This window comes from Pseudomonas sp. MWU13-2105 (assembly GCF_023242315.1).
Lineage (GTDB): Bacteria > Pseudomonadota > Gammaproteobacteria > Pseudomonadales > Pseudomonadaceae > Aquipseudomonas.
The window spans coordinates 64164-76551 of record NZ_JALLIY010000008.1 but is presented as its reverse complement, the minus strand read 5'-3'; the positions used below and the strand labels follow the sequence as shown (position 1 = coordinate 76551).

At 59.6% G+C, this 12388-nt stretch carries 10 protein-coding genes; 6 read left to right on the top strand and 4 right to left on the bottom strand.

Translation table 11 applies throughout. The features are described from left to right. The first annotated feature begins 47 nt into the window (after positions 1-47). Entirely contained in the window at positions 48-848 is an 801-nt protein-coding gene (locus M5B96_RS13320; protein WP_248797140.1) for a helix-turn-helix transcriptional regulator, read from the top strand. A 32-nt stretch (positions 849-880) separates the two neighbouring features. Next, positions 881-2500 carry an FMN-binding glutamate synthase family protein gene (locus tag M5B96_RS13315; RefSeq protein ID WP_248797139.1) on the top strand — a complete coding sequence of 540 codons (1620 nt, stop codon included), beginning with the start codon at positions 881-883 and terminating at the stop codon, positions 2498-2500. Positions 2501-2574: 74 nt separating this feature from the next. Here the strand turns inward: M5B96_RS13315 and M5B96_RS13310 are convergent, their stop codons facing one another. From M5B96_RS13310 to M5B96_RS13300, 3 genes are read right to left on the bottom strand one after another with little or no spacing between them, the layout of a single operon-like run. Further along, on the bottom strand, positions 2575-4161 hold the full coding sequence (locus M5B96_RS13310) for a glycosyltransferase family 39 protein (RefSeq protein ID WP_248797321.1): 1587 nt from the start codon (positions 4159-4161) through the stop codon (positions 2575-2577). Then, on the bottom strand, positions 4149-5120 hold the full coding sequence (locus M5B96_RS13305) for a glycosyltransferase family 2 protein (protein ID WP_248797138.1): 972 nt from the start codon (positions 5118-5120) through the stop codon (positions 4149-4151). The genes M5B96_RS13310 and M5B96_RS13305 overlap by 13 nt, the downstream gene beginning before the upstream one ends. Beyond that, positions 5117-5497, bottom strand: coding sequence for a GtrA family protein (locus M5B96_RS13300; RefSeq protein ID WP_248797137.1), 381 nt, complete (start codon positions 5495-5497; stop codon positions 5117-5119). The genes M5B96_RS13305 and M5B96_RS13300 overlap by 4 nt, the downstream gene beginning before the upstream one ends. A gap of 347 nt (positions 5498-5844) precedes the next feature. Between M5B96_RS13300 and M5B96_RS13295 the strand changes: the two genes are divergently transcribed. Together M5B96_RS13295 and M5B96_RS13290 are read left to right on the top strand one after the other, a co-directional pair. After that, positions 5845-6969, top strand: coding sequence for an OpgC domain-containing protein (locus M5B96_RS13295; RefSeq protein ID WP_248797320.1), 1125 nt, complete (start codon positions 5845-5847; stop codon positions 6967-6969). Between the two features lie 146 nt (positions 6970-7115). After that, on the top strand, positions 7116-10217 hold the full coding sequence (locus M5B96_RS13290) for a transglycosylase domain-containing protein (RefSeq protein WP_248797136.1): 3102 nt from the start codon (positions 7116-7118) through the stop codon (positions 10215-10217). A 16-nt stretch (positions 10218-10233) separates the two neighbouring features. Here the strand turns inward: M5B96_RS13290 and M5B96_RS13285 are convergent, their stop codons facing one another. Next, the gene (locus tag M5B96_RS13285; RefSeq protein WP_248797135.1) at positions 10234-10758 is read right to left on the bottom strand and encodes a C40 family peptidase; all 525 of its coding nucleotides are present in this window, start codon (positions 10756-10758) and stop codon (positions 10234-10236) included. A 229-nt stretch (positions 10759-10987) separates the two neighbouring features. Here M5B96_RS13285 and M5B96_RS13280 point away from each other — a divergent pair, with 229 nt between their 5' ends. Together M5B96_RS13280 and M5B96_RS13275 are read left to right on the top strand one after the other, a co-directional pair. Next, positions 10988-11578, top strand: coding sequence for a PadR family transcriptional regulator (locus tag M5B96_RS13280; protein ID WP_248797134.1), 591 nt, complete (start codon positions 10988-10990; stop codon positions 11576-11578). After that, positions 11575-12351, top strand: a complete 777-nt coding sequence (locus tag M5B96_RS13275) for a siderophore-interacting protein (RefSeq protein WP_248797133.1) — start codon at positions 11575-11577, stop codon at positions 12349-12351. The genes M5B96_RS13280 and M5B96_RS13275 overlap by 4 nt, the downstream gene beginning before the upstream one ends. The last annotated feature ends 37 nt before the right edge of the window (positions 12352-12388 follow it).

The following is a 12388-nucleotide window of genomic DNA, read 5'->3' as shown; positions in this document are numbered from 1 at the left end:
GGGCCGTGGGAATCACGCGGCCGGGGTAACCTGATAGGGGTAGACGAGTGACACTCATCCTGAATGACATCGCCTGGCACCGTGCGGTGGGGCAAATGATCGAGGCCCTCGACCGGCCGAATTTCTGGACGCAACTGGTGCGCCTGCTCGACCAGTACGTGACGTTCGACAGCTGGGTGGTGCTGCTGTTCAGCAACGGCCAGCACCCGGAAGTGTTCGCCGAATGCCCGGGCCAGGACGGTGGCCCGGACCCGTTGTTCCAGGATTACCTGCGCGGCCTGTACCTGCTCGACCCCTTCTATATCGCCAGCCGCGAACAGCAACGCACCGGCCTGTACCGCCTGACGGAAGTCGCGCCGGAGCATTTCGAGCTGACCGAGTACTACCAGCGCTACTTCCGTTTGAACGTGGTGGCCGATGAAATCCAGTTCAACTGCCAGCTCGATGGCGACCGTACCCTGTGCCTGTCGCTGGGTTCCACCACCGCCTTCGGCGCCGAGCAGATCGCCCTGCTGTCGCTGATCCAGCCCTGGGTCCTGGCGCTGCTGCGCCAACGCCTGCCGCATGAAGTCCGCGAAACGCTGGCCCAGCCGGGCAACGCCGGACAGGGCGACTGGCGCACCCAACTGGAAGCCTCGGTGCAGCAGCTCAAGGGCGCGCAGTTGACCGCCCGCGAACTGGATGTCGGGCGGCTGATGCTCAGCGGTTGTTCGAGCAAGGAAATCGCCCGCAAGCTGGAGATTTCCATCGAGACCGTGAAGGTCCACAAGAAGCACATGTACAGCAAGTTGGGGATCAAATCCCAGTCCGAGCTGTTCTCGATTTTCCTCCAGGCGCAGAATGCCTGACCTCCCGACGAGTCCGCACCAAAGGAAACCGTATGAGTCTGTCCCTGCTGAGCCGCTACGCCTTCTTTGCCGGTTGTGTGATCTTCACCCTCGCCAGCCTGCCGTTCCTGGCACATGACTGGCTCTGGCCGTTCACCCTGGTGACCGGCCTGTTGAGCCTGCTGGGCCTGTTCGACCTGCTGCAAAGTCCCCACGCGGTGCGCCGCAACTACCCGATCCTGGGTAATATCCGCTACCTGGTGGAGGGCATTCGCCCGGAGATCCGCCAGTACCTGCTGGAATCCGATAGCGATGCCCTGCCCTTCTCCCGCTCCCAGCGTTCGCTGGTGTATTCACGGGCCAAGAACGAAAGCGCCGACAAACCCTTCGGCACCCTGATCGATGTGTACCAGGGCGGTTTCGAATTTATCGGCCACTCCATGCGCCCGGCGCCACTGAGTGACCCGAGCGGCTTTCGGGTGATCGTCGGCGGCCCGCAATGCAAGCAACCGTACTCGGCCTCGGTGTTCAACATATCGGCGATGAGCTTCGGTTCCCTGAGCGCCAACGCCATCCGCGCGCTGAACCAGGGCGCCAAGCTCGGCAACTTCGCCCACGACACCGGCGAGGGCAGCATCAGCCCCTACCACCGCGAGAACGGCGGCGACCTGACCTGGGAACTGGGCAGTGGCTATTTCGGTTGTCGCACCGCGGACGGCCGTTTCGATCCGGAACGCTTCGCCGCCCAGGCGCAGAATCCACAGGTGCGGATGATCGAAATCAAGATGAGCCAGGGCGCCAAGCCCGGCCATGGCGGCATCCTGCCCAAGCACAAGGTGACCCAGGAGATCGCCGAGACCCGCGGCATCATGATGGGCGAAGACTGCGTCTCGCCGGCGCGGCACAGCGCGTTTTCCACACCGGTGGAAATGATGCACTTCATCGCCCAGTTGCGTGAGCTGTCCGGCGGCAAGCCGGTGGGCTTCAAGTTCTGCCTGGGCCACCCGTGGGAATTCATGGGCATTGCCAAGGCCATGCTGGAAACCGGCATCCTCCCGGACTTTATCGTGGTCGACGGCAAGGAAGGCGGCACCGGCGCCGCGCCAGTGGAGTTCACCGACCATATCGGCGTACCGATGCGCGACGGCCTGCTGTTCGTGCACAACACCCTGGTGGGCCTGAACCTGCGGGACAAGATCAAACTCGGTGCCAGCGGCAAGATCGTCAGTGCCTTCGATATCGCCAGCGTGCTGGCCATCGGCGCCGACTGGGCCAACTCGGCACGCGGCTTTATGTTCGCCATCGGCTGCATCCAGTCGCAGAGCTGCCACACCAACAAATGCCCGACCGGTGTCGCGACCCAGGATGCCCTGCGCCAACGCGCCCTGGTGGTGCCGGACAAAGCCCAGCGGGTGTTCAACTTCCATCGCAATACTTTGAAGGCGCTGGCCGAAATGCTTGCGGCGGCGGGGTTGGAGCATCCGGCGCAGTTGGAAGCCAAGCATCTGGTCCGGCGGATGTCGGCGACCGAGATCAAGCTGTTCTCACAGTTGCATGTGTTCCTCAAGCCGGGTGAATTGCTGACCGGCGAGGTCAATGGCGAGTTTTACTCGCGCATGTGGCAGATGGCGCGGGCGGATAGTTTCGAGCCCCAAGAAGTGGCTGCGGCTTGACGGCAGAGGCGCCTGCCCGCTGTCGGGCAGGGTGCCCTTCATAGAAAGCGAACAACGATCCCCTCCCCGGCCATTTAATTTTTTAGGCATGGGTCGTAACCGACCATCCCTGCTGGGGCCTCATAGAGACGCAGATCGAGCTCTGCTGTGCGCAGAGCATCGACCTCCGGCCATTGTCCGGGGTAAGGCACATGTACATCCAAAAGCGGATCCCCCGTCAACCACCAGATTCGTTTCGTTCCTTTCGGTGCACAGCGGGTACCGTTCAACACGTGATCGTCCCAGGTCTCGTACATCAAAGTTGATGCCCCATAACCGTTGGGGCGAGCTGAATGACCATTGTCCAATGACAGATCATATAAATACATGCCCTGATCAGTACCATTATAATAAACAGCGCTGAAATAAAAAAATCCACCACCCACGACGACAATATCGCCTTCACGACGGTGAGAAAAAATGTAGTCGAAAACCACAGAAAACGGCGTCACATATTTGCTTTTGAAATACCCGAACTCTCCTTGCTGAATATAATTAAAGTGCAGCCCAACCGACTCCAGAGCAAGCACACAAAAAAACATCAGACAGCCGACCGAGAAAGATCGATGGCTGACACCCGCCACCGCAATCGCCATAAAAACAGGGATACCCAGCGCGGCAAAGGCAATATACCGTTCGAGATAGGCCGGCATGAAAAGTGAGACACAAAACAGCGCCAACATAGGAAAAAATGTAACGATGACCAACAGAACACATGATCTGTACGGGGTCCGATCAAAATAAACAACCCAGCCCACCAACACACTCAATACAAGCGGCAGCAGCCAGTAGAATGGCCAAAATAATGAATGCTGTGGTTGTAGAGTAAAGAATTTCCATAACGAACCTGGCAGCGTATGCACACCGCCCCTGTCCAGCCACGCCACGCTTCCCACTGCCTCTATCTTCGCGTAGTTCCTCAACAGATCCACCAGGCTGAATAGCCATGGCGTATAGATAACGAAAATAAAAACATTACACAACCACCAGGCCGGACTGACAACATGACGGGTCTTGATGGATGAACCAAACCTCAGAAAAATCAAATACAGCCAGTGGGCCAGAACACCCAGCACGGCATAATAATGCGTATACAGTGATGCACCGATACACACGGCATAGATCAGCAGATAGCGGTAACGTTGCGTCTGCCTTACCCAATAGACCAGTGCAAGTGTCGCGCCGACCAAAAACAGGCCTTCCAAGGCATACATGCGGGCTTCCTGGCTCAAGCGGACCGACGCCGGAAACAACGCCAATAAAATCCCGGCGAGCATGGCCACGCCGCGGGATGAAACCATACGAACGATCAACATACACAGCATGACCGTTAACGTACCGGCAACCACACTCATCGATCTGATGGCCAAGACACTCTTGCCCAATAGGCCGATCCAACCATGAAGCAATAAATAATAGAGTGGAGGATGAACGTCCCTTCCTGTATGAAACCAGATATCGGCAGGCGGCAAAGAACTCATCCAGACGCTAAAGGCTTCGTCGTACCACACATACGGATCAGTTATCCCGTATAACCGTGCTCCGGCAGCTAAAACAATGATCCCCCACCACATGACACCTAGACTGATGCTCCTCCCGGCCTGATCCGTCACTTTTGCCATTGACACTTCGCATCCTCCTGTGTCAACACTTTAGGATGAGCACCGACAACATCTCGCACCACAAACCTGGGTCGATGCTTGGCTTCCATATAAATTCGTCCGACATACTCCCCCAGAATGCCTATCCCAATCAGTTGCACACCGCCCAGAAATAGAATCGCCGTCATTAATGACGGGTACCCTGGTACATCGTTGCCAAAGAGCGCTTTATCCAACACCATGTAACCGGCATACAGCAGCGCCGACAGTGAAATCCCTCCCCCGATATAACTCCACAGGCGCAATGGCAAAGTGCTGAACGAAGTGATGCCGTCAAGCGCCAGGTTCCATAACCCCCATCCATTGAACTTGCTCTTGCCATTGGCGCGCGGGGCCCGGTCATACTCGATAACATGGGTCTTGAACCCCGCCCACGACAGGACCCCTTTCATAAACAGTTGATGCTCGGGCAACCCTTTTACAACATTGACTACTTTCCGATCCATCAAGCGAAAATCGCCGACATTCTCCTCGATATGGGGATAGGCAATACTGTTCAGTACGTGATAGAAAAGGCTGGCAGATTTTCGTTTCAGATAGCTGTCCGTCGAACGATTTCGCCGCTTGGCCAGGACCACATCCGCTCCGTTCTCCCACTCGGCAATCAATCTTGGAATGACCTCAATCGGGTCCTGCAGGTCAATATCAATGGGAATCACCGCATCACCGGTGGCAAACTCAAGCCCAGCAAACAAAGCGGGTTCCTTACCGAAGTTACGTGAAAAATTGATCAGCAGCACATCATCATCGCTCAGCGCCAGTACCCGCGCGATACTTTCAGTTGCATCAGAACTGCCATCATTGATAAAAACAATTTCGACCTGACACCCTCTCAATCCGGGCTCTTGCCTGACACGATTGTAAAAGAGCTCCATGTTCTGCTCTTCATTGAACACAGGAACCACCAAGGAAATCTTCACGTCGCCCTGCCCCGAAAGACCACGTAACTGGAATAGAAGTAACCCACGACCAGACTGACGCCTGAAAAGACAATCAGTGTTACAACAGCGGGCATGGCCAACCCATCCCCGAGCCAACCTATTATAAAGCTCAAAAAGGCCATGAAACTGATAAAGGACAGATAGCGCGCCCACGATGCAGCGCGCTTGAAGTTATATCGTGAGTTGGCATAAAAGGAAAATGTGGCCGCCACGGCAAAGGCGCAGACATTACTGACAACCTGACGAACCGACAGGAAGTGGTGCAGCATCAGGAAGACGCCCCAGTGGACCAACGTATTAAGTACGCCAATATAAACGTAGGTCGAAAAATGTTTAAGCAACACACACACGGCCATGTCCTGCATTCCGCAGCTGAAAAGAAATACTCGCCCGATACCGACTGGGGAGCGCTTCCACGTACAGCGAAATACCAGCGTGGTGATATCTGAACACTAGGCCGCACCGGCGGGTCTGTCTACTGTCAGAAATCACAGGTACAGACGAGTTAATCGTCTCTGGCCAGGACACCCGCCAGACTCGGCAAACGGCATCGGGCTGACCGACGCACAAACTGGTGACATTCAGTAATACCCCTACTTTGCAATTCCCCCCCATTCACGCCAACCTGCACGCCGCCGTGCGACGTTCAATTTCTTACAGCCACAACAGCCCTATCCAACATTCGCCCAAGAGTTTTCCCGTGATATCCAACGGACGCGACCTTCGCATCGATTTTTTCCGGGGAGTGGCGCTGATCTTCATTTTCTGGGATCACGTGCCGCAGAACCCACTCGCCCATTTCACCGTGCGCAATTTCGGTTTCAGCGACGCGGCGGAGATCTTTGTCTTTCTCGCCGGCTACGCGGCGATCCTGGCCTACGGCAAGATCGCCCGCCGTGACGGCTTTCTGGTCGCCAGCTTGCATATCCTGCGCCGGGCCTGGGTACTTTATGTGGTGCACATCTTCCTGCTGGCGTTGCTGATGGGCATCGTGTTCTTTGCCAACAGCCAGGTGGAAACCCGTGACCTGATACAGGAAATGGGCTTGCAGTATTTCCTTACCCATCCACAGCAGGCGCTGGTGGACGAACTGCTATTGCGCTTCAAACCCAACCTGATGGATCCCCTGCCGCTGTATATCCTGCTGCTGCTCGGTTTGCCGCTGATCCTGCCGATGCTGCTGCACAAGGCCGAATACGTGGTCGGCCTGTCGGTGCTGCTGTACCTGCTGGCGCCCTGGTTCCAGTGGAACCTGGCCGCCCAGGAGGGCGGCGTATGGTTCTTCAACCCCATGGCCTGGCAATTGTTGTTCGTGCTCGGTGGCGCGGCGGCAATCCATGGCCAACGAGAAAAGCGCCAGGAACTCCGCCCGTTGCCACGCCGACCGCTGTTCCTGGCCTGTGCGGTCTACCTGCTGGCCTGCGCGGTGATCGCCCTGTCGTGGAAATGGCCGCAGGTGCACGACGCCTTCATGCCCGAGCTACTGAGCGAATGGCTCTACCCGATCAGCAAGACCAACCTGTCGCCGGCACGCCTGCTGCATTTCCTGGCGCTGGCCTATGTGCTGTCAAATCTGTTGCCCAATGGACGCTGGCTGGATCACTGGCTGGCCCGGCAAGGTTGTCGGATGGGCCGTTACTCGCTGGAGGTGTTCTGCTTCGGCGTGCTGCTGGCGCCGTTGGCGGACATGCTCAATGCCCAGGCCGGGGATGGTTTGCCGGTGCGGATTTTCAGCGCATTGCTGGGGGTGCTGCTGATGGCGACGCTAGCCGGCTGGCTGGCGTTCAACAAGCAACTGCAGCGGCCCACGCAAGTAGCGATCGCCTGATAAGGACGACGAGGCATTGCGGCGCTCACGCCTGGACTGATGACCAGCAAGAAAATCTGACCCACTTCACATATTTTTCGCTGACCCCAAGCAGCGTCTAAGCTTCAGGCAAGTGCGATCAATCTGCGTGAATGGATGAATCGACTATGGGCGCTTTATGGCAATCCGATTCGAGTAACACTGTGGCGCCAGCCAACAGGGAGGATGAAGCGCCATTACCGAGAAAACCGCGTAAGCGCAGGCTGTGGTGGCGGCTGTTCTGGCTCGTGCTGCTGATTGCCCTGGTGCTGCTGGGGTTTGCCGCCTCGCGGGAGATGCGCAGCTCGAAAATCCAGGCCCGCGAGTTCAGCCGTCTTGCCGCCGACCTCAGCTATTCGCTGGCGCCCGGCCCCAGCGACTCGATGCTCTATCCCGGTGACGGACCTTTCGACAAACGCCTGGGCTACAGCGCCCTCGGCGAATTCCTGCCACGCCTGCTGAAACGCAACTACCAGATCGAGGCCCAGGCCCGCTTCTCCCCGGCACTGCTGGACTACAGCCAGCACGGCTTCTTCGTGCCGTACAAGGAGAAAATCCAGGCCGGACTATCGATCACCGATTGCCGCGGGGGTGATGTCTACCATTACGACTACCCGCAACAGCTGTATGCGAGCTTCGAAGCCATTCCGCCGTTGGTGGTCAGCAGCCTGCTGTTCATCGAGAACCGTGACCTGCTCGACCCGAAACAGCCCGAAGCCAACCCGGCCGTGGACTGGCCGCGCTTCGGCAAGGCCGTGCTGTCGCAGATCACCAAGGTCCTGCACATTGGCGGCCAAACCGCCGGCGGTAGCACCCTGGCAACCCAATTGGAAAAATACCGGCACTCGCCGGACGGCCTGACCCTCTCCGGCGGCGAAAAGATCCGGCAGATGATTTCCGCCAGCGTGCGCGCCTATCAGGGCGGGCCGCAAACCCTGGAAGCGCGCAAGGATGTGGTGCGCGACTACCTCAACAGCGTGCCCTTGTCGGCCGTACCCGGCCATGGCGAGGTGCATGGCATGGCGGAAGGCTTGCGGGTCTGGTATGGCGCCGACTTCACCCAGGTCAACGCCCGCCTGAACAGCGTGGCCAGCGATCCCCTGAGCCTGGCCCAACGCGGCCTGGCCCTGCGGGAAGTGCTGTCGTTGATGATTGCCCAGCGGCGTCCCTCTCATTACCTGGCCCGTGGGCGTGGCGAGTTGGCCGACCTGACCGACAGTCATATCCGCCTGCTGGCCCAGAACGCGGTGATCGACGGCCCCCTGGCCGCCGCGGCGCTGGCCAGCAAGGTGACCTACCGCGACTGGCAGCAGGAGCCGACGATCCAGCCGGTGGAGTCGAACAAGGGCATAAGCGTGGCCCGCAGTCGCCTGTCCGCCATGCTCGACCGCCCGCTCTACGACCTCGACCGCCTCGACCTCTCGGCCACCAGCACCTTGCAGTCGGACCTGCAAAGCCAGGCCAGCGACTACCTCAAGCGCCTGGCCGACCCGGAGTTCGCCAAATCTCTGGGCCTGCTGGGCGAACACCTGCTGACACCGACCAGCACGCAACAGGTGCGCTACAGCTTCACCCTCTTCGAACTCACCCCCGACAGCGCGCGGGTGCGGGTGCAGACCGACAGTACCGACCAACCCTTCGACATCAACGAAGGCAGCAAGCTCGAACTGGGCTCCACCGCGAAACTGCGGGTGCTGACCAGCTACCTGCAGATCATTTCCGAACTGCACGACCGTTATGGCAACCAGTCACCCGCCGAACTGAAGAAAGTGGCGAATGACGCCCAGGACCCGATCACCCGCTGGGCGGTGGATTACCTGGCGCAGAACAGCGACCGCTCGTTGCCGAAAATGCTCGACGCCGCCCTTAACCGGCAATACTCGGCCAACCCCGGCGAAAGCTTCTTTACCGGTGGCGGCCTGCACCACTTCCACAACTTCCGCAAGGAAGACAACGGCCGCAGCCCGACCTTGCGCGAAGCGCTGCGCGAGTCGATCAACCTGCCGTTTATCCGCCTGATGCGCGACCTTGTGCGCTACAGCACCTACCAGGGCCCGAACAACAGTGCCGAGTTGCTCAAGGACGACAGCGAGCCGCGTCGCCAGGAATACCTGGCACGCTTCGCCGACCGCGAAGGCACCGCCTTCATGCTGCGCTTCTGGAAAAAGTACCAGAACAAGACGTCCCAGGAACGCCTGGATACCTTCCTCGACGGCATGCACCCGACACCGATTCGCCTCGCCGCCGTGCACCGCTACCTGCTGCCGGACGCCCCGCAAGCAGCCTTCAATGCCTTCGTCCGGGCCCACCTGAAAACCGAGAAAGTCACCGATGAACGCCTGGCCAAACTCTACAAGAGCTACGGCCCCGGTACCTTCGACCTGCCCGACCAGGGCTTTATCGCCAAGGTTCACCCGTTGGATCTGTGGCTGCTCGGCTACCTGTTGAACAACCCCCAGGCGCACTTCAGCCAGGTGGTGGCCGCCAGTGAATTCGAACGCCAGGAAGTCTATGGCTGGCTGTTCAAAAGCAAGCACAAGAGCGCCCGCGACAGCCGGATCCGGGTAATGCTGGAGATCGAAGCCTTCCTCGATATCCATCAGCGCTGGCAACAGGTCGGCTACCCCTTCGATCACCTGGTGCCGTCACTGGCCACCGCCATCGGCAGTTCCGGCGACCGGCCGGCGGCCCTGGCCGAACTGGTGGGGATCATCCTCAACGACGGCGTGCGCATGCCGACCCTGCGCATCGACAGCCTGCACTTCGCTGCCGGCACGCCTTACGAAACCCGCCTGGTCAACGATCCGGGCAAAGGTAAGCGGGTGATGCCGTCGGAGGTGGCCACGGCGTTGCGCGAGGCCTTGTCACAAGTGGTGGATGCGGGCACCGCGCGGCGGGTCTCCGGCAGCTTCAAACAGCCGGACGGCACACCACTGGCCATGGGTGGGAAAACCGGTACCGGCGACAACCGCATCGAGGCCATCGGCTCCGGTGGTCGGGTCCTGAGTTCGAAGTCGATCAACCGCACGGCGACCTTTGTGTTCTACATCGGCGACCATCACTTCGGCACCCTGACCGCGTTCGTGCCGGGGCGCTCGGCCGAGTCGTTCAAATTCACCTCGGCCTTGCCGGTGCAGGTGCTCAAGGGCATGGCACCGATCCTGACGCCTTACCTGCAACCGGGTAGCAGCACCTTGTGCTCCGCGCAGAAGGTCGCGCAAACGCCATGACGGCTGGAGAGAAAACTCAGCGGGAAGTATGAAAACGCTTGGCGAGGGTGTAGCTCTTTTTCCAGTAGCTGTTGCTGAGGGAATCGATGCGCACCGTCTTGCCGCTGCGTGGCGAATGAATGAATTTGCCCCCGCCGATATAGAGCCCGACATGATTGACGGTGTTTTGCCCATTGCGCCGGAAGAACACCGCATCGCCGGGCTTGAGGTTTTTCCGCTCGATGGTCCTGGCGTTGGAGCGGCGCATGGCGACAGTGGTGCGCGGCAACTTGATATCGGCTTCCTGCTGGAACAGGTAGACCAGCAAGCCGCTGCAATCGAAGCCGTTGACCGACATCCCACCCCAGCGGTAGGGCGTGCCGATCAGCTCATGGGCCCGGCCAACGACGTTGTCGATGGGCGCCGGCGCGGCCTTGGGCCGCAGCCCCTGGGCCACCTTTGCCGATAACCGCGGTTTTGCCGCATCGAGGGATGCATGAGCCGACAGGAACAGGCCCGGTGACACCCAGAGAAGCGCTCCCAACAAGAAACTGGACACCATAAGTCCCGCCTTTTTGACACAAGGCGGCATGGTAAAGAGCTGTCCCGGCCCTTGATTAGAGTGCTTTTCTTCGATTCACGTAGGGGAAATCCTCAGAAACAAACAGAAAACACACCCAGCCTGGCAGGCAGATAAGCGCCTATACGCTGAGTGCCCGTTCGTCATTTTTTCTTGCCGCACGATTAAGATATATCTTAAGGTATATCTTAACTAGACAGGAGAAAGAGAAATGAGAGAGGAACACCCCCACCATCGTCACCCTCCCCGGGAGTTCGGCGATGGCCATGACGGTTTCGAACGTCGCCCCGGTCGTGAGCGCGGCGGACGCGGGCCGCGGGTCTTCGCCCCCGGCGACCTGAAGCTGTTGCTGCTGGCGCTGATTGCCGAACAGCCGTGCCACGGCTACGACCTGATCCGCCAGATCGAAGGCATGTTTGACGGCGCCTACAGCCCGAGCCCCGGCGTGATCTACCCGACACTGACCTTCCTTGAAGAAAGCGAACTGATCCTCGGCGACGCCGCTGGCGGGAAAAAGCGCTATTGCGTGACCGACACCGGACGCCAGTCCCTGCTCGAACAGGCCGTGGCCCTCGATGGCGTGCGCATGCGCATCGATGTCAGCAAGCGTTCGCTGCGCGGCCATGAACGGCCGTTGGAAATCCACGAAGCGGTGCACAACCTGCGCCACGCCCTGCAACTGCACAACGGTCGCTGGAGCCCGGAAGAAATCCTGCGGGTTCGCGACCTGCTGAACGACACCGCCAAGGCCATCGTCGACGGTCCGGGCACTTCCCCTTCCGCTCAGGAGAAATCGCTATGAATGCAGCGACACAAGGGATTCATCGCGTCATGCACGAAATCAAGCGTCGCCGCCTGGAGGTGCTGCGGGTCGTCGACCTCACCCCGCGCATGCGCCGCATCACCGTGGGCGGACCGGAGCTGGCGGGTTTTATCAGCCTGGGCACGGACGACCATGTGAAAGTGTTTTTCCCACAGAACGCCGCCGAACAGGCTGCGCTGGAAACCATGGTGCTGGGGGCCAGGGACAATGGCCCTATGCCGGCCATGCGGGACTACACCCCAAGGCGTCATGACCTGGAAAGTGGCGAACTGGACCTCGATTTCGTCCTCCACGGCGACGGCCCCGCCGCGACCTGGGCGGCCCAGGCCGCGCCCGGCCAGTTCCTCACTATCGGCGGCCCGCGAGGTTCGATGGTGGTGCCGGATATCTTTGACAGCTACTTGCTGATCGGCGACGAAACCGCGTTGCCGGCCATCGCCCGACGCCTGGAAGGCCTGGCGGCCAATCGGCGGGCGCGGGTGGTGATCGAAGTTGAGAATGTCGGGGAGCAGCAGGCATTGCAGAGCCCGGCGCAGGTCGAGGTGAGCTGGGTAAGACGCGATGCCCCGGAGCAGGATCTGCTGCGCACCGTCGAACAATTGAGCATCCCCGAAGGCAGCCTGTATGCCTGGGTGGCGACCGAAGCGGCGTTGTCACGCAAGATCCGCAAGGTGTTATTGGGCAGCCATGGTTTGAACGAGGAGTTTCTCAAAGCGGTCGGCTACTGGAAGCTGGACAGCGCCGAAGACTGATCAGACAACAGAGAGGTTGATGCAAAGCTCAAGGGCC

Coding starts and splice junctions, on each gene's coding strand:
- M5B96_RS13310 (WP_248797321.1), bottom strand. CDS start 4,161: ATGGCAAAAGTGACGGATCAGGCCGGGAGGAGCATCAGTCTAGGTGTC.
- M5B96_RS13285 (WP_248797135.1), bottom strand. CDS start 10,758: ATGGTGTCCAGTTTCTTGTTGGGAGCGCTTCTCTGGGTGTCACCGGGC.
- M5B96_RS13300 (WP_248797137.1), bottom strand. CDS start 5,497: ATGGCCGTGTGTGTGTTGCTTAAACATTTTTCGACCTACGTTTATATT.
- M5B96_RS13280 (WP_248797134.1), top strand. CDS start 10,988: ATGAGAGAGGAACACCCCCACCATCGTCACCCTCCCCGGGAGTTCGGC.
- M5B96_RS13290 (WP_248797136.1), top strand. CDS start 7,116: ATGGGCGCTTTATGGCAATCCGATTCGAGTAACACTGTGGCGCCAGCC.
- M5B96_RS13275 (WP_248797133.1), top strand. CDS start 11,575: ATGAATGCAGCGACACAAGGGATTCATCGCGTCATGCACGAAATCAAG.
- M5B96_RS13315 (WP_248797139.1), top strand. CDS start 881: ATGAGTCTGTCCCTGCTGAGCCGCTACGCCTTCTTTGCCGGTTGTGTG.